Annotated in this window: 17 protein-coding genes; 11 read left to right on the plus strand and 6 right to left on the minus strand. The window is 74.8% G+C overall.

Annotated elements, in window-relative coordinates:
- Positions 1-75 precede the first annotated feature (75 nt).
- Positions 76-1,653: an LCP family protein gene (locus ACZ6RC_RS27700; RefSeq protein WP_469588060.1), complete on the minus strand. Its 1,578-nt coding sequence runs from the start codon at positions 1,651-1,653 to the stop codon at positions 76-78.
- Between the two features lie 186 nt (positions 1,654-1,839).
- Positions 1,840-2,592, minus strand: coding sequence for a TIGR03089 family protein (locus ACZ6RC_RS27705; protein WP_391145422.1), 753 nt, complete (start codon positions 2,590-2,592; stop codon positions 1,840-1,842).
- A 137-nt stretch (positions 2,593-2,729) separates the two neighbouring features.
- Here ACZ6RC_RS27705 and ACZ6RC_RS27710 point away from each other — a divergent pair, with 137 nt between their 5' ends.
- The 3 genes from ACZ6RC_RS27710 (at position 2,730) to ACZ6RC_RS27720 (ending at position 6,374) form a co-directional block, all read left to right on the plus strand.
- Complete coding sequence (locus ACZ6RC_RS27710; protein ID WP_469588063.1) at positions 2,730-4,079, plus strand: peptidoglycan recognition protein family protein; 1,350 nt, start codon at positions 2,730-2,732, stop codon at positions 4,077-4,079.
- Positions 4,080-4,174: 95 nt separating this feature from the next.
- Positions 4,175-5,257, plus strand: a complete 1,083-nt coding sequence (manB, locus tag ACZ6RC_RS27715; protein ID WP_391145418.1) for a mannose-1-phosphate guanylyltransferase — start codon at positions 4,175-4,177, stop codon at positions 5,255-5,257.
- 103 nt (positions 5,258-5,360) lie between these two features.
- Entirely contained in the window at positions 5,361-6,374 is a 1,014-nt protein-coding gene (locus ACZ6RC_RS27720) for a DNA-3-methyladenine glycosylase family protein (RefSeq protein ID WP_469588066.1), read from the plus strand.
- Positions 6,375-6,556: 182 nt separating this feature from the next.
- Here the strand turns inward: ACZ6RC_RS27720 and ACZ6RC_RS27725 are convergent, their stop codons facing one another.
- Genes ACZ6RC_RS27725 through ACZ6RC_RS27735 form a run of 3 tightly spaced genes read right to left on the minus strand, consistent with a single transcriptional unit; the run spans position 6,557 to position 9,456 of the window.
- Positions 6,557-7,903: a coenzyme F420-0:L-glutamate ligase gene (locus ACZ6RC_RS27725; RefSeq protein ID WP_469588070.1), complete on the minus strand. Its 1,347-nt coding sequence runs from the start codon at positions 7,901-7,903 to the stop codon at positions 6,557-6,559.
- Entirely contained in the window at positions 7,900-8,856 is a 957-nt protein-coding gene (gene cofD, locus ACZ6RC_RS27730; RefSeq protein ID WP_469588072.1) for a 2-phospho-L-lactate transferase, read from the minus strand. The genes ACZ6RC_RS27725 and cofD overlap by 4 nt, the downstream gene beginning before the upstream one ends.
- Before the next feature lie 36 nt (positions 8,857-8,892).
- Entirely contained in the window at positions 8,893-9,456 is a 564-nt protein-coding gene (locus ACZ6RC_RS27735) for a cysteine dioxygenase (protein WP_391145406.1), read from the minus strand.
- 740 nt (positions 9,457-10,196) lie between these two features.
- On the opposite strand from ACZ6RC_RS27735, the gene ACZ6RC_RS27740 reads away from it, so the two are divergent.
- The 3 genes from ACZ6RC_RS27740 to ACZ6RC_RS27750 all read left to right on the plus strand — a co-directional run bounded on the left by ACZ6RC_RS27740 (position 10,197) and on the right by ACZ6RC_RS27750 (position 15,923).
- On the plus strand, positions 10,197-10,460 hold the full coding sequence (locus tag ACZ6RC_RS27740) for a WhiB family transcriptional regulator (protein ID WP_015033978.1): 264 nt from the start codon (positions 10,197-10,199) through the stop codon (positions 10,458-10,460).
- 220 nt (positions 10,461-10,680) lie between these two features.
- Positions 10,681-14,400 carry a glycosyltransferase family 2 protein gene (locus ACZ6RC_RS27745; protein WP_469588077.1) on the plus strand — a complete coding sequence of 1,240 codons (3,720 nt, stop codon included), beginning with the start codon at positions 10,681-10,683 and terminating at the stop codon, positions 14,398-14,400.
- Entirely contained in the window at positions 14,397-15,923 is a 1,527-nt protein-coding gene (locus ACZ6RC_RS27750) for a DUF5719 family protein (protein WP_469588080.1), read from the plus strand. Before ACZ6RC_RS27745 ends, ACZ6RC_RS27750 begins: the two co-directional genes overlap by 4 nt.
- Before the next feature lie 79 nt (positions 15,924-16,002).
- Here ACZ6RC_RS27750 and ACZ6RC_RS27755 read toward each other — a convergent pair whose 3' ends face one another.
- Entirely contained in the window at positions 16,003-16,587 is a 585-nt protein-coding gene (locus tag ACZ6RC_RS27755; RefSeq protein ID WP_469588141.1) for a metallopeptidase family protein, read from the minus strand.
- Between the two features lie 490 nt (positions 16,588-17,077).
- Between ACZ6RC_RS27755 and ACZ6RC_RS27760 the strand changes: the two genes are divergently transcribed.
- The 5 genes from ACZ6RC_RS27760 (at position 17,078) to manA (ending at position 22,743) form a co-directional block, all read left to right on the plus strand.
- A complete protein-coding gene (locus tag ACZ6RC_RS27760) occupies positions 17,078-17,506 on the plus strand; it encodes a DUF3499 domain-containing protein (protein WP_391146112.1) in 429 nt (142 codons plus the stop codon).
- A gap of 286 nt (positions 17,507-17,792) precedes the next feature.
- Positions 17,793-19,160 carry a phosphomannomutase/phosphoglucomutase gene (locus ACZ6RC_RS27765; RefSeq protein ID WP_469588083.1) on the plus strand — a complete coding sequence of 456 codons (1,368 nt, stop codon included), beginning with the start codon at positions 17,793-17,795 and terminating at the stop codon, positions 19,158-19,160.
- An 833-nt stretch (positions 19,161-19,993) separates the two neighbouring features.
- Positions 19,994-20,176, plus strand: a complete 183-nt coding sequence (locus tag ACZ6RC_RS27770; RefSeq protein ID WP_391145394.1) for a Trm112 family protein — start codon at positions 19,994-19,996, stop codon at positions 20,174-20,176.
- A 178-nt stretch (positions 20,177-20,354) separates the two neighbouring features.
- On the plus strand, positions 20,355-21,512 hold the full coding sequence (locus tag ACZ6RC_RS27775) for an SIS domain-containing protein (RefSeq protein WP_391145392.1): 1,158 nt from the start codon (positions 20,355-20,357) through the stop codon (positions 21,510-21,512).
- A gap of 79 nt (positions 21,513-21,591) precedes the next feature.
- Complete coding sequence (gene manA, locus ACZ6RC_RS27780; RefSeq protein ID WP_391145390.1) at positions 21,592-22,743, plus strand: mannose-6-phosphate isomerase, class I; 1,152 nt, start codon at positions 21,592-21,594, stop codon at positions 22,741-22,743.
- Positions 22,744-22,796 lie beyond the last annotated feature (53 nt).

A 22,796-nucleotide genomic window follows, 5' to 3' on the forward strand; every position in this document is an offset into this window, starting at 1 on the left:
ACAAATTCCACGCCCCTTACAACCGGGCAATTTGCCCAAACCTCATCCACCCCAGCCCTCCCCTTGAGCTCCGCTTTACCCACCCCCCTGCGGGCAGGCCCGCTCCGCCGCGTTGTGCCCGGTGAACGTCGGCGTCGGCGCCGTCGTCGGTGTCCCCGCGTCGTCCTGACCGTCCGTCTGTCCGTCCGTCCCGCTGTCGCGCGCCACGTTCACCGGCTTGTCCTCGCGCAGCCGCGTGAACAGCTGGCTCGCCTTGGGTTGGACGAGTTCGTCCCGGTTCGCGTCGTATCTGTAGGGCCGGCGCGGCACCGTGAGGAACTGCACCTTCTCCGTCGGGATGCTCCGCATGGAACGCGCAAGGTTGTACAGGTCCCGCAGCGAGTCGAGCCCGGGGTCGGTCGTGATCGACTTGGTCGCCGCGTCGAGCACCGGATAGAGCCGCGTCGGGTTGAGCAGGACCCCGTTGCTCTGCACCTTGTTGACCAGGGCGCCCAGGAACTGCTGCTGGCGGTCCATGCGGTCGGTGTCGCTGCCGTTGCCGAGCGTCTTGCGCGCCCGTACGAAGCCCAGCGCCTGCTCGCCGCGGAGCGTCTGGCGACCGGCCGGCAGCTTCAGGCGGGCGTCGTCGTCGTCGATCGGCTCGCGGAGACAGACCTCCACCCCGTCCACGGCGTCGACCATCTTCTTGAAGCCCCGGAAGTCGATCACCATGTGGTGGTCGACCCGGATCTTCGTCAGCCGCTCGACGGTACGGATCGTGCACGCCGTCCCGCCGATCTCGTACGCCGAGTTGAACTGGGCGAACTGCTCACGGCTGCGCTTTCCGTCCGCTTCCCGACAACTCGGGATGTCCACCATCAGATCGCGCGGGATGGAGACCGCCGTCGCGCTCGACCGGCCCGCCGAGATGTGCAGCAGGATCACGGTGTCCGAGCGCTGGGTGCCCTTGTCCCGCCCGTACGCGGCGTTGCCCGCCCCGGCCCGGGTGTCCGAGCCGATCATGAGGATGTTCCGCGCGGCCGAGACGACGGGCGCGGGCCGCTCCCTCTCGTACTCGAGCAGTTCGGCGGCGGCGCTGGTGTCCGTGGTGATGTTGCCGTCGAGCTTGCGGTAGAAGAACCAGCCGGCGCCGGCCGCGCCGAGCAGCACGACCGAGACGCCGAGCGCCGTCCAGCGCAGCCAGTGCCGCCGCTTGCCCCGCGGGGCGCCGTCGGGCTCCTCGCCGGTCTCCGGACCCCCGGGGCCTCCGCCGCCGCCGGCGCCTCCGCCGGGGCCCGGGGCGAGGGGCGGGGCCAGGGTGCCGGTTCCGCTGGCGGTGGGGGAGGAGGCGCGGGCGCGGGCGGGGTCGGCGGGTTCGTGGACGGGGCCGCCGCCTCCCGCGGTCCTGGAGGCGGCGGGGCTTCCGGCGGTTCCCGGCTTGCCCCCCTTGCCGCCCTGACCGGGCTTGCCGTTCCCGGCGCGCCCGCCGGTCCTGCCGTTCCCGCCGTTCCCGGCGTTCCTGCCCGTCCGGGCCGGCCTGCCTGTGCCGTTCGTCCGGCCGGTCCGGCCCGGCTTGCCGGTGCGTCCGGGGGCGGCGGGCGTGTCGGAGGTGCTGGACGTCTCGTCCTCGGCCGGGTGGTCCGGTTCGGCGGGCGTGGCAGCACTGTCCGTCACGTCTGAGTCCGTCCTTCATGGCGTCGGCGGCGCGCCCGGGCCGCCGGTCGAAGGGGTAGACGGCTGAACCCGACGCTTGGTTGTCCGGGGAGGGACGCGTACCCGTCGATCATCCACCGGAGTGGACGCGCAGACCCGGGGACTCGGCGGGTCGCTGCGCCGTACGGGTGGCTCTCCCGCCGCTCGTCACACCGCCGTCGCGGTGACCCGCTCGCTCTCGACGCGCTTGTCGAACGCCTCGGGCGCCAGCTGGTCCAGGTTCCGGCACAGCACGACGGAGCCGCCGGCGGCCAGGGGCGCGTACAGCCCGGCGGACAGCCCCTCCCAGGTGTCGTACGACAGCCCGGAGAGCAGCCGCGACCCGGGCGCGAGGCCCCGCGCCCCGGCGTCCGCCCGGGCGCGCTCGACCAGTTGGGCGCCGGTCGACTCCGTACCGCCGACCAGGAGGGCGGGGGAGTCCGCGTCGACCGGTACGAAGGGGGCGAACCGGTCACCCTGGCTCGGCACCTCCACCGCGTAGTCGGCGTATCCGGCGGGCGGCGCGGGGAAGCGGCGGCCCAGCGGGGCGAGGGAGAGTGCGATGCGGTCCCCGGAGCAGGCGAGCCCCGCCTCGAGCGTCCCGGGTCCCGCGACGACGTAGTCGGCGTCGGCCGGGTCGCCGCCGACCACGGCGGTCACGCCGACGGACGAGCAGGCGAGCAGCCAGACCGCGGTCTGCCAGTGCGCGGGCAGCAGCAGGGCGAGCCGGTCGCCGGGGGAGGCGGACAGCTCGCCCTGGAGGAGGTTGGCGGTCTTGGCCACCCAATTGGCGAAGGTGGCGACGGACAATTCCACGCGCTCACCGGTGGCGTCGTCGTAGAAGGTGACCAAGGGGCGGGCGGGGTCCGCGGCGAGCGCGGATCGCAGCAGGTCGGCGGGGGTGCGGTCGCTGGCGTTCACGCGGGCAAGCGTACGCGCGGAGGGGCGCGGGAACCCCCCGTACCGGTGACACCGTCCACCGGTCGGACTGACGGCCCGTCCATTTCCGGGCCCCATCCTGCCGCGCGGAACGGACGCGCCGTACCGACGATCGGTCCATGCGTGCCAACCTGGTTTCCTCGATCGCCGTCACGTGCGCGGCAGCCCTCACGCTGCCGCTGACCCTCGCGACCCCCGCGGCGTCGCACTCCGGCGCCCCGCCCGTCGCTCCCGCCGCCCCCCAGGGGGAGGGGGACCTCGCCGGATCCACCCAGTCCCTGCGCCTCGTTCCGCTCGGGGGCGGTGAACGGACCATCGGGGGAGCCCCCGCCGAGCACGGCCTCGCCCGGCAGGACGTCAGGCCGTTCTCCCTGCTCGGCGTGGTGTGGGACGACGTCAGGGCCCCCTTGCACGGCACCGTGCAGGTCCGCACCCGGGCCACCGGCGGCTCGGAGTGGTCGGGATGGCAGGACGTGGAGACCCACACCGCCGAGCACGGCGCCGATCCGGGCAGCCGGGAGGGCAGCTCCGCGGCGCTGCGGGGCGCCACCGCCCCGCTGTGGGTCGGCGATTCGGACGGCGTCGAGATCCGCGTACGGCCGGAGGGACGCGGCGCGGCGGCGCTCCCCGCCGGACTGCGCCTCGAACTGATCGACCCGGGCCCGGAGCCGCGCGACGACGCGCCGGGCGCGTGGCCGGAGCCCGCCGCCCAGCGGGCGATGTCCGCCTCCTCGAACGCCGCGGCCTCCTCCGCCTCCTCCTCGGCGGTGCCGGCCGCCGGGGCGTCGGTGCTCCCGGCGCTCTCCCGGGCCGCCACGGCCGCGGCGGCGGGGCTGTCGACCGCAGGCGTCGCCGCGAAGCCGTACATCGGGCCCCGCCCGAAGATCGTCACCCGCAAGGGCTGGGGCGCGGACGAGAAGATGCGCGAAAAGGGCTTCGTCTACACCAAGTCGGTCAAAGCGGCCTTCGTCCACCACACGGCCACCGGCAACAACTACTCCTGTGCCCAGGCGCCCTCCGTCCTGCGCGGTATCTACCGCTACCACGTGAAGAGCAGCGGATGGCGTGACTTCGGCTACAACTTCGCCGTCGACAAGTGCGGAAACATCTACGAAGGCCGGGCCGGGGGCGTGTCCAAGCCGGTCCTCGGCGCGCACACCCTGGGGTTCAACACCAACAGCATGGGGATCGCGGTCATCGGCACCTACAGTTCCACCAACCCGCCGGCCGCCGCCGTGACGGCCGTGGCGCGTCTGACGGCGTGGAAGCTGGGGCTGCACGGGGGGAATCCGAAGGGAAAGGCGACCCTGACGTCCGGCGGCGGGAACCGCTACAAAAAGGGCAAGAAGGTCAAGTTCAACACCATCGCCGGCCACCGTGACGGCTTTGCGACGGACTGCCCCGGCGGGCGCCTGTACGGCAAGCTCGGTACCGCCCGGACGGCGTCGGCGAAGTACCAGGGCCGATGATGACGAGAACCCGCCTGAACGTCCGCATAAACTGACCGGTCATATCGCACGGACGAGCGATGTGACCGGACCCGGACAGGAAGCAGAGACGACAGGTGACAGAAGCGATCCTCCTGGTCGGTGGCAAGGGCACACGGCTGCGGCCCCTGACGGTGAACACCCCGAAGCCGATGGTTCCGGCGGCGGGCGTCCCGTTCCTGACGCACCAACTGGCCCGTGCCCGCGCGGCGGGCGTGGAGCACATCGTGCTCGCCACGTCGTATCTGGCGGAGGTCTTCGAGCCCTACTTCGGCGACGGTTCGTCGCTGGGGCTGCGCCTGGAGTACGTCACCGAGGACGAGCCGCTCGGCACGGGCGGCGCGATCCGCAACGTCGCCTCGCGCCTGGACTCCGGCCCGGACGACCCGGTGCTGGTCTTCAACGGCGACATTCTGACCGGCCTGGACATCCAGGCGCTGGTCGCCACCCACGCCTCGTCGGGCGCCGACGTCTCGCTGCACCTGACCCGCGTCGAGGACCCGCGGGCCTTCGGCCTGGTCCCGACGGACGGCACCGGCCGCGTCACGGCCTTCCTGGAGAAGCCGCAGACGCCCGAGGAGATCGTCACCGACCAGATCAACGCGGGGGCGTACGTCTTCCGCCGCTCGGTGATCGACACGATCCCGGCGGGCCGCCCCGTCTCCGTCGAACGGGAGACGTTCCCCGACCTGCTCGCCTCGGGGGCGCACCTCCAGGGCATGGTCGACTCCACCTACTGGCTCGACCTGGGCACCCCGCAGGCCTTCGTCCGCGGCTCCGCCGACCTGGTCCTGGGCCGCGCCCCGTCGCCGGCGGTCCCGGGCCGCTGCGGCGACCGGCTCGTCCTGCCGTCGGCCCGCGTCGCCCCGGACGCCAAGCTCACCGGCGGCACGGTGGTCGGCGCGGACGCTGTGGTCGGCGAGGGCGCCCGCGTCACGGGCTCCGTCCTGCTGGCGGGCGCGGTGGTCGAACCCGGCGCGGTGATCACCGACTCCCTGATCGGCGCGGGCGCCCGCATCGGCGCCCGCACGGTCCTGACGGGCACGGTCATCGGTGACGGCGCCCACGTGGGGGCCGACAACGAACTCCGCGACGGCGTCCGCGTCTGGTGCGACGCCCGCCTCCCGGCGGGCTCGGTCCGCTTCTCCTCGGACCAGTAGCGGACCAGTAGCGGCCCAGCGGCGGACCAGCGGCACCGGAGCGGCCCGGCCCGGCGCCGTCTCCGGCACCCCCCGCCGCCCCCGGCCGCTTACCCTCGTACCCATGGCCGGCCGCTTCGCTCCACGTCCCACCCGCACCAGCGTGCGGGGCGGTCATGTCGCCGTGCCCCCTCCCCGCCCGGCCGGTGCCGTCCGGACGGCCGCGGTGACGCGGCGGTGGGTGCCGGAGGAGCCGCTGGACCTGGGGCTCACCCTCGGCCCGCTGCGACGCGGGCCCGGCGACCCCACCTTCCGGGCCACCCCCGACGGGTCCGTCTGGCGGACCAGCCGTACGCCCGCCGGGCCCGGCACGCTCAGGGTCGTCGCCCGGGGCGGCGCGGTGGAGGCCGAGGCGTGGGGGCCCGGCGCGCAGTGGTTCCTCGACCGGCTGCCCCAGCTCCTCGGCGCCGACGACGACCCGTCCGTCTTCACCCCCCGCCACCGGCTGCTCGCCGCCACCCACCGCCGCCGCGCCGGACTCCGCCTCACCCGGACCGGCCTGGTCATGGAGTCGCTGGTCCCGTCGATCCTGGAGCAGAAGGTCACGACCGCGGAGGCGTACCGCGCCTGGCGTCTGCTCGTACGGAAGTTCGGCGAGCCGGCCCCCGGGCCCACGCCGGAGGGGACGTACGGACTGCACGTCGTGCCCGACGCCCGCACCTGGTCGCTCATCCCGTCCTGGGAGTGGCACCGCGCCGGCGTCGACGGCAAGCGCGCCGCCACCGTCCTGCGCGCCGCCAAGGTCGCCCGCCGCATGGAGGAGGCGGCCGCGATGGAGCCGGAGGAGGCCCAGCGGCGCCTGGAGCTGATCCCCGGCATCGGCCCCTGGACCTCCGCCGAGACCGTCCAGCGCAGCAACGGCGCACCGGACGCCGTGAGCGTCGGCGACTACCACCTGCCCGGGATCGTCGGCCACGCCCTCGCGGGCGACCGCACCGCCGACGACGCGGCCATGCTGGAACTGCTCGCGCCCTACGCCGGCCAGCGGCACCGCGCGGCCCGGCTGATCCTGCTCAGCGGCCACACCCCGCCCCGCCGCGCGCCCCGGATGACCCCGGGCGACATCGCGGCCCTCTGACGAGGCCCGACCCGCGCCCGCCCCGGCCCGCGCCCGCCCTGGCCCGCGCCCGCCCCGGTCTGCGCCCGCCCCGGTCTGCGCCCGCCCCGGTCTGCGCCCGCCCCGGTCTGCGCCCGCCCCGGTCTGCGCCCGCCCCGGTCCGCGCCGGCCCCGTCTGCGCCCGCCCCCGGTCTGCGGTGGCCTCAGCGCACCTCGATGAACGGTCCCGCCTGCCGCGCCGGCCGCTCCTTCGGCGCCACCGCCGCGTGTCCGACCGCCACCGCTCCCATCGGGTCCCAGCCCTCCGGCAGCCCGAGGACCTCCCGGACGACGTCCCGGCAGAACATGGTGGACGACACCCACGCCGAGCCCAGCCGCTCACCCGCCAGCGCCACCAGGAAGTTCTGCACGCCCGCGCCCGCCGCCACGACGAACATCTCGCGTTCGGCGGCGTCCCGGCGCGCGTCGCCGTAGTGGTGGGAGCCGTCCATGACCAGGCACGGCACGACGAGGTACGGCGCGTTCCGCAGGATGTCGCCGCGGCGGACGCGCCGGGCGACCGACTCCTCCGACCTGCCGTCCCGGCGCAGGTCCGCGATCCACGCCTCCCGCATCGCGTCGAGCAGCCGGGTCCTGGACCCGGCCGATTCGAGCAGGACGAAACGCCAGGGCGTGGTGTGGTGCGGGGCCGGCGCCGTGACGGCGGCCGCGACGGCGCGCCGGACCGCCCCGGGGTCGACGGGCTCGTCGGTGAACTCCCGGACGGTACGCCGCTGGGTCACCGCCTCCCGGACCGCCTCCGAGGTGCCGAGCCGGAACATGTCGTCCGCGGCGCCCCGGATCAGCGCCCGGGCCCCGCCCTCGGCGCCGGCGACCTCGCCCACCAGGTGCGGCAGCCCGCGGACCACGGCGACCGGCATCCCGCTCGTCTTCCCCTTGACCAGGTCTCCCGCCGCGGCGAGTTCGTCGGCGGTGGCGACGACGGTCGCGCCGAGCGGGTTGCCGTGGGCGTCCCTGCCCCCGCGCAGGTCGTCGAGGACCCGCACCCCGGCCGCACCGATCGCCACGTCCGTCAGACCGCTGCGCCAGGGCCGGCCGAAGGTGTCCGTGACGACGACGCCGACGTCGACACCGAGCGCGTCCCGCAGCCCCTCCCGGATGGCCCGGGCCGAGGCGTCCGGGTCGACGGGCAGCAACAGCACCGTACCGGCGGGGGTGTTGGAGGCGTCCACACCGGCGGCGGCCATGACGAGCCCCTGCCGGTTCTCGACGATCCGGAGCGCGCCGCGCCGCGCGACCACGCGTACGGTCTCGGCGTCGATGGCCTCCTCGCGGTCGTCGGCGGCGATCATCCGCCCCTCGGCCTTGCTGACGATCTTCGAGGTGACGAGCAGGACGTCACCGTCCCGCAGCTCCGGGGCCGCGGAGGCGATCAGCTTGGCGAGATCGTCCCCGCTCCGCACCTCGGGCAGCCCGCCCGGCGCCCACACCCGGTAGGCGGGCGCGCCGGTGTCCCCCGCCGCCCCCGGCACGGCCGTGTCTCGCGTCATCCCCGGACCTCCTCCGCCAGCGCCAGCGCCTCGCGCGCCATCGCCTCGGTCGCCTCCAGGTCCGTCATCATCAGCGGCACCGCCCGGCAGCGGATCCCCGCCGCCTCGACGTCCGCCACGGTTCCGGCGTCGACCGTGTCGACGAGCCAGCCGTCGAGCAGCCCCGAGCCGTAGTGCCGCGCCACCGCGGAGGCCGTGGACTCGACCCCCACCGCCGCGAGGACCTTGTCGGCCATGCCCCGCACGGGCGCGCCGCCGACGACGGGGGAGAGGCCGACGACCGGCACGTCCGCCTCGGCGATCGCCTCGCGGATCCCCGGCACGGCCAGGATCGTGCCGACCGACACCACGGGGTTGGACGGCGGGAAGAGAATGACGTCCGCCTCGGCGATCGCCTCCAGCACGCCGGGCGCCGGCTTAGCGGTCTCGGCGCCGACCGGCACGACGGCCTTCGCGTCCACGGACGCCCGGAGCCGTACCCAGTACTCCTGGAAGTGCACCGCCCTGGACTCGCCGTCCACGTCGATGGCGACATGGGTCTCGATCCGGTCGTCGGACATCGGGATCAGCCGTACGCCGGGCTGCCAGCGGGCGCACAGCGCCTCGGTGACGGCGCTCAGCGGGAAGCCCGCGCCCAGCATCTGGGTACGGACGATATGGGTGGCGAAGTCCCGGTCGCCGAGGCCGAACCACTCGGGCCCGACCCCGTACGCCGCGAGTTCCTCCTTCACCGTGAAGGACTCGTCCTCGCGCCCCCAGCCCTGTTCCTCGTCGATGCCACCGCCGAGGGTGTACATCACCGTGTCGAGGTCGGGGCAGACCTTCAGCCCGAAGAGATGGATGTCGTCACCGGTGTTGCCGATGACGGTGATCTCCGCGTCGGGCGCGGCCCGCTTCAGACCGCGAAGGAAACGGGCCCCACCGATGCCACCTGCCAGAACCACAATGCGCATGCGAACAGTCTGTCAGGCGGGTGACGGACGGGAACGTCAGGCTCCCAGGGCGGCAGCGGAGGCCGGAGCACCCGGTCCGGAGACCGTTCCGGCTCCTGCGGGGGCGACCGGCGCCGCCGTGGCCCCTTCGCGGTGCGAGGCGTGCAGGGGCATCTCGGTCAGGCCCGGGTAGTAGACGTGCAGGCTGACCGCCGGCTCCAGCGAGTCGTTGGCGACCTCGTGCACGTACCCGGGCGCGAAGACCCGCTGCGCCCCGGCCCCCAGCGTCCGCACGCCCCGGTCCGTACGCTCCGTCAGTTCGCCCTCGAGGACGGTCAGCACGCCGGACGAGTCGCCGTGGTCGTGGGCTCCGCTGCCCTGACCGGGCACCCAGGAGAGCAGCCAGACCTCGTAGCCGGGGCCGGTGCGCAGCCGGTGGTACCAGCGGGTGGTGGCGTCGTACCGGACGTACGGGGCCCACTGGGCGCGGTCCGCGGCGAGAGAGCGGGCGAGGCCGGCGAACTCGGCCACGGTGGCGGGGTGCTCGCGGGCGGGCTGGAGGAGGTGCTGGACCTCCAGGATGTCGCCGGCGATCTTCAGGTCGCTGTCGCTGCTGTTCATGGGTGCGGTGGTTCCTCGGCAGGAGCAGAAAGGTGCAGTGCGGGGGTGTCGCAAAAAAATGGGGGTGCCCCGGGAAAACGGGGGTAGCGCGAGAAGGGTGACGCGAGAGAGCGAGAGGGCCGGAGCCCTGGGGCTGAGGGAGCCGGGGCATCGACGGCCGGTGTGTCCACAGCCGGTGGATCTTCAGCTGAGGGATCAACAGCTGGGACAACAACAGCAACAGCGAGCCTGGACAGCGCGGCGGAACCCACGGGCGCGGGTCGCGGAGGGCGCTGAGATCGCTGGCATGGGACCAAAGGTGACGGGCGGGCGGCCCGACTGTCAACTCATTGCCCGTTTTGGGGGCAATGTTTCACCTCATCCGGTTACAGCGCCCGGAGAAAGGTTTGTGCAGCGCCGGACCAGGAGACATGGCGCAGCAACCAAGCCCGTGAACGCGGCAGGCGTCTCGTGACCGGACTGTGATCCCGATCGCTTCCGTGGCCGAATCGCAACAAGATCCACGCCTCGGTCGTCCTTCCCTTCGAGCGGGACGCGGGTCAGGCCGGTGGCATGTGTCAGGTTTTTAGTGATTTGAACACTTTCCGCGTAGCCTTGGTTCCGCAGAGTGAATACCGGGCCCAATAGCAGATTCCGGCTTGACTCGCACAGAGCACGAACTTGTAATTTCACTCGTGTCGTTCGGCCGGAATCGGTAACGGCTACATCACGGGGACGCTAAAGACAGACGAGGGGCGCACATGACCGAGTTGTTCCAGGAACTGCTGGTCGAGGACGCGGACGAGGAACTCGGCTGGCAGGAGCGCGCACTGTGCGCCCAGACCGATCCCGAGTCCTTCTTCCCCGAGAAGGGCGGCTCGACCCGCGAGGCCAAGAAGGTCTGCCTGGCGTGCGAGGTCCGCTCCGAGTGTCTGGAGTACGCCCTCCAGAACGACGAACGCTTCGGCATCTGGGGCGGTCTGTCCGAACGCGAACGCCGGCGCCTCAAGAAGGCCGCCGTCTGACGCCCACGGCGCCCGACAGCCGCGGCCCCGCCGGACCCCGGCACCCGATGCCGAAGCCCGGCCCCAAACCGCGCACACCCGCACACACCGAACGGTCCGCCCCCTGTGCTCTGTCCACAGGCGGCGGACCGTCCCCGTTGGCAGCCGTTAGTGTGGGGCCCCGTCCGAGACGCACCCACGCCCCCCGCGGGCGACCCCCGGCCGGAGGGCCCGTACCTCGATGTCCTCAACTCCCGAGTTTCCGCGACACGTCGTCACCGCCGTGCTCGTCGCCCACGACGGCGCCCGCTGGCTGCCGGACGCCCTCGCCGGGCTGCTCGCCCAGGAACGCCCCGTGCAGAACGTCCTCGCCGCCGACACCGGCAGCGCCGACGACTCCGCGCGCCTGCTCGCCGACGCCATCGGCGACGACCGCGTCCTGCACCTCGCCCGCCGCACCGGCTTCGGAGCCGCCGTCGAGGAGGCCGCCCGCACCGCCCCCGTGCTCGGCCCCGAGGAACTCCCGTACCTGAAGCGCCCCAGCGGCTGGGACCCCGTCAGCCGCACCTGGCGCGACGACGCCTACGACCTGCCGGAACTCCCGCACGGCGAGCCCGTGCAGTGGCTCTGGCTCCTCCACGACGACTGCGCCCCCGAGCCCGACGCGCTCGCCGAACTCCTGCGCGTCGCCGACTCCGACGCGTACGCCGCCGTCGTCGGCCCCAAGCTCCGCGGCTGGTACGACCGCAAGCAGCTGCTCGAAGCCGGCGTCTCCATCGCCCGCAGCGGCCGCCGCTGGACCGGACTCGACCGCCGCGAACAGGACCAGGGCCAGCACGACCAGGTCCGCTCCGTCCTGTCCGTGTCGAGCGCCGGCATGCTGATCCGCCGCGACGTCTTCGAGGAGCTCGGCGGCTTCGACCGGCGCCTGCCCCTCATGCGCGACGACGTCGACCTCTGCTGGCGCGCCCACTCCGCCGGCCACCGCGTCCTCGTCGCCCCCGACGCCGTCCTGCGGCACGCCGAGGCCTCCGCCCGCGAACGCCGCACCGTCGACTGCGCCGGCCGCTCCGTCGCCAACCCGCACCGCGTCGACAAGGCCGGAGCCGTCTACACCCTCCTCGCCAACACCCGCGGCGCCGCCCTCCCGTACGTCCTCGTCCGGCTGATCCTCGGCACCCTGCTTCGGACCCTCGCCTACCTCGTCGGCAAGGTCCCCGGCCAGGCCGTCGACGAGGTCATGGGCCTCTTCGGCACCCTGCTGCGGCCCGAGAGGATCCTCGCCGCCCGCAAGCGCCGCAAGAACCCCGCCGTCGCCGCGAGCGAACTGCGCCCGCTCTTCCCGCCGCCCGGCGCCACCGTCCGGGCCGCCGCCGAACAGGTCGCCGCCGACTTCGGAGGCTCCGACGCCGACTCCGGCGGATCCCGCCACGGCGCCGTCGAATCCGGCCCCGGCGGCGACGACGCCGACTTCCTGGAGATCGAGCAGTTCGCCCGCCTGAAGAAGATCGCCGGCAAGCCGGGACCGCTCCTCTTCGCCCTGCTCCTCATCGTCTCCGTGGTCGCCTGCCGCGGGCTCTACGGCGGCGGCTCGCTCGCCGGCGGAGCCCTGCTGCCCGCCCCCGACTCCGTCTCCGGACTCTGGGCCCGGTACGCCGACGCCTGGCACGCCATCGGCACCGGCGGCACCCAGACCGCACCGCCCTACCTCGCCGTCCTCGCCGGACTCTCCACGCTCTTCCTCGGCTCCACCTCCTTCGCGCTGACCCTGCTCCTCGTCTGCTCGGTCCCGCTGGCCGGCTTCACCGCCTACTTCGCGGCCCGGCCGATCGTCGAGTCCCGACTGCTGCGCGCCTGGGGCTCCATCGCGTACGCGTTCCTGCCCGCCGCCACCGGAGCGCTCGCCACCGGCCGCCTCGGCACCGCCGTCCTCGCGATCCTGCTCCCGCTCATCGCGCGCGCCGCCGTCGCCGCCGCCGGCCTCCACCGCCCGGACCGCGGCAGCTGGCGCGCCACCTGGGCCTACACCTTCCTGCTGACCTTCACGATGGCGTTCACCCCGATCGTCTGGCCGCTCGCGGTCGTCCTCGGCATCGCCGTCCTCGTCCTGCGCCGCGACGACATCACCGCGTACGGACTCCGCTTCCTGGCGACCGTCGGCACCCCCCTCCTCGTGCTCGCCCCCTGGTCGCTCACCCTGCTGACCGGCCCGAGCGCCTTCCTCCGCGAGGCCGGGCTCGACATCCGTACGGGAACGGCCTCCGCCCTCGACCTGCTCGGGATCAGCCCCGGCGGCCCCGGCACCCTCAGCGGCCTCCTCCTCGTCGGCATCGTGCTCGCCGCCCTGGCCGGGCTGCTGCGCGAGGAGCGCCGGTTCGCCGTCCGCACCGCCTGGGCCGCCGCCCTCGCCGGCCTCCTCTTCGCCGCCCTGTCCAACGGCGCCGACGGCACCGGCTGGGCCGGCCCCGCCACCCTCGTCTACGGCGCGGCCCTCCTCGTCGCCGGCATGATCGGCGCCGAAGGCGGCCGCACCCGCGTCGCCGCCCACGGCTTCGGCTGGCGCCAGCCGGTCGCCGCCCTCATCGCCCTCGCCGCCGCCCTCGGACCGGTCACCGCCGCCGTCACCTGGATGATCGCCGGCGCCGACGGCCCGCTGACCCGCCGCGACCCCGTCCAGGTCCCGGCGTTCGTCGCCGAGGAGAGCGGCACCCGCGACCAGCCCCGCACCCTCGTCCTCGGCGGCACCTCGCCCGGCGAGGTCGCGTACACCCTCGTCCGCGGCTCCGGCGGTCGCCTCGGCGACGCCGAACTGGCCGCCGCCGCCGGCGGCGACCCCCTCCTGGACAAGGTCGTCGCCCACCTCGTGGCCGGCTCCGGCGCCGACCAGACGGCCGAGCTGAGCGGCTTCGCCATCCGCTACGTCCTCGTACGGGACGGGGCACCGCGCCAGATGAGCCGCGTCCTCGACTCCACCCCCGGCCTCAGCCGCCTCAGCCAGCTCGACGGCAGCGCGCTCTGGCGCGTCGACCGCGAAGTCGCCCGCGCCATGATCGTCCCCGCCGCCCCGGCCGAAGGCGCCCCCGCCGGGAGCGGCGCCGGAACGGACACCGCGGCCCGGCCCGTCGCCGTCGCCGCCGGACCCGTCGAGGCGCACACCAAGATCCCGGCGGGCCCCGCCGGCCGGGTCCTGCGCATCGCCGACCGCGCCGACGACGGCTGGACGGCCACGCTCGACGGCAAGGAGCTGAAGAAGACCACCGTCGACGGCTGGGCCCAGGGCTTCGCCCTGCCCACCGAGGGCGGCCGCCTCGACCTCACGTACGACGAGCCGCTCACCCACACCGCCTGGATCTGGGCCCAGGCCGGCCTCGCCGTCGTCCTGCTCGTCCTCGCCCTGCCCGGCCGGCGACGCGAGATCGACGACGACCTGCCCGAGGAGGAGGTCGCCGTCCCCGCCCAGGCCATGGAGGGCGACGGCCGCCGGGCCCGCCGGCTGCGCGCCGCCGCCGAGGCGGAGGCCGCCACGGCCGCCGAGGGCGCGGAAGCCACGGACACCGCGCACGCCCCGGCGGACGGACAGGCCCCGGCGCCCGTCACCGTCCCGGCGCAGCAGACGTACACCGCCGACGAGTGGCAGCAGCCCCAGGAGCAGTACGCCCAGCAGGGCTACCCCCAGCAGTACGCGCCGTACGCCGCCGACCCGTACCAGCAGCACCCCCAGCAGTACGACCAGCAGGCGTACGAGCAGGGCTACGAGCAGACCTACGGTCAGCAGCAGTACGACCCGTACCAGCAGCAGGGGTACGAGCAGCAGCCGTACGAACAGCAGCAGCCCTATGAGCAGCAGCCCCCGCACGACCCGCAGGCCCCGGACCAGCAGGGGCACGGTCAGCAGGCGTACGACCCGTACGGCTACGGCTATGACACCGAGCAGCGTCCCGACGGGAGCAGCAACCAGTGAAGCGCACCACCCTCTCCCTGATCGCGGCCGCCACCGCCCTCGCCGCCGTCACCGGCTTCGCCGCCCTGACCGCGCCCGACGGCGCCCCCGCGGCCCCCGCCCTCGCAGGGCAGCCGCTGCCCGTGGAGCGCTCCAGCCTGCTCTGCCCGGCCCCGAGCGTCTCCGAGCTGGCCGAGACGGTCTACACCTCGTACACCCCGGCCGGGAAGACCGGCGCGCCCGCCGCGGGCACCGGCAAGCCGGGGGCGGCGGGCAAGGCGGAGCTCAGGCCGGCCGCTGCCGCCGCGCCGGCCGACGGCAAGCCGAAGAAGCCCGGGGCCGCCAAGCCCCCCGCCACCGTCACCCAGCCCGGCACACCCGTCACCGCCAAGGCCGACGGCGGCGCCGCCCCCGCCCTCACCGGCTCGGCGACCGGCACCCTCGCCCCCGGCTGGACCGTCCAGCAGACCACCGTCGTCCCGGCCGGCGGCTCCCGCGGGCTCCTCGGCGTCTCCTGCACCGCGCCGGACACGGACTTCTGGTTCCCGGCCGCCTCCACGGCCAAGGAGCGCCAGGACTACGTCCACCTCACCAACCCCGACGACACCGCCGCCGTCGCCGACATCGAGCTGTACGGCCCCGAGGGCGCCCTCCCCTCGCAGCTCACCGAGGGCATCCCGGTCCCGGCCCACTCCAGCGTCCCCGTCCTGCTCTCCACGCTCACCACCGAGGCCGCACAGCCCGACGTGACCGTGCACGTGACGACCCGCAGCGGACGCGTCGGCGCGGTCCTCGGGGCCGCCGACGACAAGCTGGGCAGCGACTGGCTCGCCGCGTCGGCCGACCCCGCCGCCCGCGTCGTCCTGCCCGGCATCCCGAAGGACGCCACCTCCGTCCGCCTGGTGGCGTACGCGCCCGGCGACGACGACGCCGACCTGAAGATCCAGCTGGTCGGCGAGGGCGGCACGATCGTGCCGGCGAGCGCGCAGGCCCTGTCGGTGAAGTCGGGGATGACCGCCGCCGTCGACCTGCCGGACCTCACCCGGGGCGAGGCGGGCGCGCTGCTGCTCACCCCGGCCGACCCGAAGAAGCCCACCCCCGTGGCCGCCGCCCTGCGGGTGGTCCGCGGCAAGGGCGACAAGCAGGAGGTCGCCTTCATCCCGGCGACCCCGGCGATCACCGCCCGCGCCATCGTCGCGGACAACCGCGCGGCCGGTTCGACGCTCTCGCTGACCGCTCCCGCCGAGACGGCCGAGGTCAAGGTCACCGCCTCCGCCGGCACGGGGGGCGGCACCACGGTCTCCAAGACGTTCACGGTCAAGGCCGGGACGACGACGGCCGTGACACCGCCGGTTCCGGCCGGCCTGAAGGGTTCCTACGCCCTGACGGTGGAGCGCGTCTCGGGCGGCCCGGTCCACGCGGCGCGCATGCTGGCCCTCCCGCAGGACGGCGTCCCGATGTTCACGGTCCAGACACTGGCCGACGACCGGGGCACGGTCGTGGTGCCGACGGCGAAGCAGGACCTGTCCGTCCTGGACGACTGACTACGGGAGCGGGGCCGCCGGGCGGCGGAGGCGGTCGGGCGGCGGGGGTGGCCCTCCGCCCGTGGCGTGCACCCGCCGGTCAGTCCTGCCCGTAGCGGGGATCGACCGTTTCGGGGGACAGGCCCAGCAGCTCGGCCACCTGCTCCACCACGACCTCGTGGACGAGCAGCGCCCGCTCGTCGCGGTTCTTGGAGCGGATCTCCACGGGCCGGCGGTAGACGACGACCCGCGCGGGGCCGCTCTTCTCCGCCGGTACGGACCCCCCGAGGGGCACGGCCTCGCCCGTCACCGCGGGCGGCACGTCGAGGACCATGAACTCGACGTCCGCCAGCTGCGGCCAGCGCCGCTCCAGCCGCTCGACGGAGTCCAGGACCAGATCGCGGAACGAGTCGGCCCGGCTCGCGGACAGCGGGACCTGCGGCGGGGCCACCGGCCCGCGCATCCCCCGCCCGTGCCGGTCGCGCCGACGCGGACGCGTCTCCACGGCACCGGCGCCCGACGCGGCGGGGGCCGACGCGCCCGGACGCGACTCGTTCGGGTGCGACTCGTTCGGGTTGGCCGTGCCGTCACGCGGCTCGCCCTCGCCGGACCCGGTCACGCCGGACTCGTCATCGGGCTCGCTCACACCGGCCTCGGCATCGGACTCGTCAGCGGACCCGCTCATGCCGGGCTCGTCAGCGGACCCGCTCATGCCGGGCTCGTCACCGGACTCGCTCGTGCCGGGGTGGTCACCGGGCTCGCTCATGTCCGAGCCGCCCGGGGCGGAGCGGCCCGGGCTCGCGTCGGCCGGGCCCGGCCCCGCGGAGGCAGGCTCCGCCGGGTTCGACGACGGACGGGACGAGGGGCGCGGCGGCACAGGACTGTCCATCACTGACGCAGCGTAACTCTCCTCGGTGTTCCTCGGCCGGGCCGCACACAGGCCGGGCCCGGATCGGCCGGACCCCGCTGTCGTTTATTGAGCATTCCGGCCAAGCGACGGCTCGTTTCGGTAGGTAGCGGAGATCGGCCATCTGGCCGTCCTTGACCGGATCGGCGCCGACCGCCGTCCGTATCGACCGTCGCCGCGGCCCCCGTCGGCCTCCTCCCGCGCAGGTCAGCGGGGCGGTCCGGGGACGCGCCGTGGCGGACGTCACACCGCGACACGGGCGAGTGACCTGGCGGAGAGTCGTCGCGGCCCGCTCAAGAGTGCGGTACCGTCCAACGTCGTGAGCCCTGTACGTCGCTGTTCGCGCACCGCGTGCGGCCGCCCTGCCGTCGCGACACTGACGTACGTCTATGCCGACTCGACTGCGGTCCTCGGCCCGCTCGCCACCTACGCCGAGCCCCACTGCTACGACCTGTGTGCCGAACACAGCGAGCGCCTCACCGCCCCGCGCGGCTGGGACGTCGTGCGGCTCACGGACGGCTCCGCTCCGTCCCGGCCCAGCGGGGACGACCTCGAAGCCCTCGCCAACGCGGTACGGGAGGCGGCACGCCCCCAGGAACGCGCCGCCGAGGCGGGCGGCAAGGGCGGCCGTGGCGGTGACCCGGTGGAGGTCGGACGCCGCGGACACCTCCGGGTCCTGCGCTCCCCGGACTCCTGACACCCCCGACGCCCCCCAGGCGGAACGCTTCCGCGACGATCCGCGTCCCTGGGGCGTACCTCCCTTGGCGGCGTGCTTCTATGGCCGCCCTTGCGTCCCCCGTACCTCCCCCGGCGGAACGCTTCCGCGGCCGCCCGCCCCGCCCCGTGCACCCCGGCACCTGCCGAAACCGGCCACCGGTACCCGACCGACCCCTCGGTCTGCGTAGGGACGCCCCGCCCCGGGTAGTTTGGGCGCTCCGTACACGCGCCGCATACGCGTGCGGTGACTTCAGGAGGGTTGTTCCGTGGCTGCTGATCTGTCGCAGATCGTGAAGGCGTACGACGTCCGCGGGGTGGTGCCGGATCAGTGGGACGAGGGTCTCGCCGAGCTGTTCGGCGCCGCGTTCGTACGGGTGACGGCCGCGGACGCGATCGTCATCGGCCACGACATGCGCCCCTCGTCGCCGGGCCTCTCCGACGCCTTCGCGCGCGGCGCCGCCCGCCTGGGCGCCGACGTCACGCTGATCGGGCTCTGCTCCACGGACCAGCTCTACTTCGCCTCCGGCCGGCTGAACCTGCCCGGCGCCATGTTCACCGCCTCGCACAACCCGGCGCAGTACAACGGCATCAAGATGTGCCGCGCGGGCGCCGCCCCGGTCGGCCAGGACACCGGCCTCGCCGAGATCCGCGCCCTCGCCGAGCAGTGGTCGGAGCAGGGCGCGCCCGAGGCCGCCGGGACCACCGGCGACATCACCCGCCAGGACACCCTCGCGGACTACTCCGCGTACCTGCGGGACCTCGTCGACCTCACCGCGATCCGGCCGCTGAAGGTCGTCGTGGACGCGGGCAACGGCATGGGCGGCCACACCGTCCCGACCGTCCTCGCGGACCTCCCGCTGGACGTCGTGCCGATGTACTTCGAGCTCGACGGCACCTTCCCGAACCACGAGGCCAACCCCCTCGACCCGAAGAACATCGTCGACCTCCAGGCCCGGGTCCGCGCCGAGGGCGCCGACCTCGGCCTCGCCTTCGACGGCGACGCCGACCGCTGCTTCGTCGTCGACGAGCGCGGCGAGCCGGTCTCCCCGTCCGCGATCACGGCGCTGGTCGCCGCGCGCGAGCTGGCCAAGCACCCCGGCGGCACGGTCATCCACAACCTGATCACCTCCTGGTCGGTCCCCGAGGTCGTGCGCGAGAACGGCGGCACGCCGGTCCGCACCCGCGTCGGGCACTCCTTCATCAAGGAGGAGATGGCCAAGACGGGCGCGATCTTCGGCGGCGAGCACTCCGCGCACTACTACTTCAAGGACTTCTGGAACGCCGACACCGGCATGCTCGCCTCCCTGCACGTCCTGGCGGCCCTCGGCGGCCAGGACGGCCCGCTCTCCGACCTGGTCTCCGCCTACGACCGGTACGCCTCCTCCGGTGAGATCAACTCCACGGTCGCCGACCAGACCGCCCGCATGGCGGCGGTCAGGGCCGCGTACGAGGGCCGGGAGGGCGTGACCCTGGACGAGCTGGACGGGCTGACGGTGACGTCCGAGGACTGGTGGTTCAACCTCCGCGCCTCGAACACCGAGCCCCTCCTGCGCCTCAACATCGAGTCCCGCGACGAGCCCACCACGGCCAAGCTCCGCGACGAGGTCCTGGCCCTGGTCCGCGCGACGGCCTGACGTACGCGACACCGCAGGGCCCACGAGGGCGCCCGCGAGGACCCGAGACGGCCCGAGACCCACGAGGGCGCCCGCGAGGCCCGAGACGGCCCGAGGTCCACGAGGGTGCCCGCGAGGACCCGAGGCCCACGGGCCTGACGCCCTGCGCCGGGCGTCAGGCCCGCGATGGCCTGCGGGACGCGCGGGCCGTCGCCCGTCGCCCCCGGCCCGCGCTGACCGCCGATACGGGACGGGGCCGGAGCTCCCGCCGGAGCCCCGGCCCCGCCGCCCCGTACAGGTGGCGCCCCGATCACCCCGTACGGATCCGACTCGGGGCCCGGCCCCCACGGCCCGGCCTCCACGGCCCCGCGGCCTCGGCCCGCCCCTCGGCCCGGCCTCCACGGCCCCGCGGCCCCGGCCCGGCCCCCGCGGCCCGGCCTCCACGGGCGCCGCCCCGGGCCACCCCCCGCCCCGGACCGCACCCTCCGGCATCCCGCCCCACCCCCGTCGGGTGCGCGCCCGCTTCCCTTCGGCACCGCGCCCGCTCCCCGTCGGTTTCCCGTCGCTTACGCACCGGATCCTCGCCGGGTGACGAGGCGGGCATCGACACGACACCCCCCTAGGGGGTGTCGTGTCGGTCAGGCCGGGGTCGCGACGCCCGGCACAGTGCCTCGCCGCGTTGTCGTCGGTCGTCGATGCTCCGCATGGACTCCCTCCTCCGCCTTGCGATCCACGGCACCGGACGCCGCTCCCTGATCCGGCCTGACCGACACGACACCCCCTTGTGGCCCGGCGGTAGGCTGACCTGGCCCGAAGCCCGCCCGTACCACCATGTTCGTTCGAAGGGACACCTCATGCCGCTCGAAGCCGGCCTCCTGGAGATCCTGGCCTGCCCGGCCTGCCACGCGCCGCTGAACGACCGCACGGCGGCCGAGACCCCCGAGCTGGTCTGCACGGGCGACGACTGCGGCCTGGCCTACCCGGTCCGCGACGGCATCCCGGTCCTCCTCGTGGATGAGGCCCGCCGCCCGGGGTAGTGGCGAACAGCAGCCGCCGACGGCGCTGCCCGGCCGCGGCACGCCCGCCGGCCGGCATCCGAGACGCACGGGTGGTGCGGGTGGCGGCACGGGCCCGGTCGACGGCCGGGCACGCCACCGGGACCACCCCCCAGCCGCCCGCCCCACCCCGACCCGCCCCGCCCGCATCGGAGGCCCCATGCTGGACGAGACCCTCCTCGACGCACCGGACGCCCTGGCCGTCGCCGACCGCCGAGGCCTCCTGCGCGGCGCCGCCGAGGCGGGCGCGCGGGTACGGACCGCCGCCCGGCACGCCGCCGAGGCCGGGATCGCCGACCTCCGCCCCGAGGGCCGCCCCCGCGCCGTCCTCGTCGCGGGCCCCGGCACCGCGGCCGCGTGCGTCGCCGATCTGATCGGCTCCCTCGCCGGAGCCGCCGCCCCCGTCATCCGCCTCCAGCCCACCGGCGTCGCCGCCGCCGCGGGCGCCCTGCGCTGGGCGCTCCCGGGCTGGGCCGGCTCCGTGGACCTCCTGCTCATCCCCACGACCGACGGCTCCGAGCCCGGACTCGCCCTCCTCGCCGAACAGGCGTACCGCCGGGGCATCACCGTCGTCGCCGTCGCCCCCAGGACCTCCCCGCTCTCCGAAGCCGTCAACGGCTCCCACGGCCTGCTCGTGCCGATGGCCACCGCCCCCTTCGAGAGCGCCGAGGAGACCTCCGACGACCTCGCCGCCGGCCCCAGCGCCCTCTGGGCCCTGTTCACCCCGCTCCTTGTGCTGCTCGACCGGGTCGGCCTCCTCGACGCCCCCCAGGAGACCCTGGAGAAGGTCGCCGACCGGCTCGACCGCACGGCCGAGCGCTGCGGCCCGGCCATCGCCACCTACAGCAACCCGGCCAAGACCCTCGCCGCCGAACTCGCCGACTCCCTCCCGCTGATCTGGACCGAGGGCGCCGCCGCCGGCCCGGCGGGCCGCCGGTTCGCCGCCGTACTCGCCGAACTGGCCGGACTGCCCGCACTCGCCGCCGAACTCCCCGAAGCCCTGCCCGCCCACGGCGTGCTGCTCGCGGGCGACTACGCCGCGGGGGCGGACCCCGACGACTTCTTCCGCGACCGGGTCGACGAGCCGCAGGCCCTGCGCGCCCGGGTCGTGCTCCTGCGCGACCGACCCGCCGGCGGCCTCACCGCCGCCCCGGCCGCCCGCGAACTCGCCCTCAGCCACGAGACGGCCCTGAGCGAACTGGAACCGGAGGAGGGCGGCGAGCTGGAAGCCCTGGCCGAACTCCTCGCCGTCACCGACTTCGCCGCCGTCTACCTCTCCCTGGCCTCCGCAGGCGTCACCCCCCACACCACCACCTGACCCGCCCCCGACGGCACCCCCCCGGGACCCTGGGCCCGGGCCTCGCACACCTGCACCCCCGAGGAAGGCTGGAAGGCCCATGGACCGCCTCGTCAACACCGTCCGCCCCTACGCCTGGGGCTCCTCCACGGCCATCCCGGAACTCCTCGGCACCACCCCCACCGGCGAACCCCAGGCCGAACTGTGGATGGGCGCCCACCCCGGGGCCCCCTCCCGCACCGCGCGCGGACCCCTGAACGAGGTCATCGACGCCGACCCCGTACGCGAACTGGGCGCGCCCACCGTCGAGAAGTTCGGCCCCCGCCTGCCGTTCCTGTTCAAGATCCTCGCCGCCGGCGCCCCGCTCTCCCTCCAGGTCCACCCCGACCTCGCCCAGGCCGAGGCCGGCTTCGCCGCCGAGGAAGCGGCCGGCGTCCCGATCCACGCGCCCCGGCGCAACTACAAGGACGCCAACCACAAGCCCGAACTGATCTGCGCGCTCACGCCGTTCACCGGCCTCTGCGGCTTCCGCGCCCCCGGCGAGGCCGCCGACACCCTCGCCGCACTCGGCGTCGACTCCCTCAAGCCGTACGTGGACCTCCTGCACGCCCACCCCGAAGAGGCGGCCCTCCGCGAGGTCCTGACAGCCCTGCTGACCGCCGACCACGAGGAGATGGGCCACACCGTCGCCGAGGCCACGGCCGCCGCCGACCGGCTCGGCGGCGCCCACGCCCCGTACGCCACCCTCGCCCACCACTTCCCGTCCGACCCGGGCGTCATCGCGGCCATGCTCCTCAACCCCGTACGGCTCCAGCCCGGCGAGGCCATGTACCTCGGCGCCGGAGTGCCCCACGCCTACCTCGACGGCCTCGGCGTCGAGATCATGGCCAACTCCGACAACGTCCTGCGCTGCGGCCTGACCCCCAAGCACGTCGACGTACCGGAACTGCTCCGCGTCGTCCGCTTCGAGCCGACCGACCCGACCCTCCTGCGCCCCGAGGCCACCGAGTCGGGCGAAGAGGTCTATGACACCCCGATCGACGAGTTCCGCCTCTCCCGCTACGTACGGGCCGAGGGCGCCGCCCCCACCGACATCACCGCCGGCACCCCGCAGATCCTGCTCGCCGTCGCCGGCCGGCCCACCGCCGGCGAACTGCCCCTCGCAGCAGGCGAGTCCGTGTTCGTCCCGGCCGGAGAGCGGACCGAACTGTCCGGTGCGGGTACGGTCTTCCGCGCCACCGTCATCGCCTGATGTAAAAATGTGCGGCCGCACAGCGGCGGCGGCACGGCCCCAGCATCGACGAA

The organism is Streptomyces sp. NPDC048353 (genome assembly GCF_055587165.1).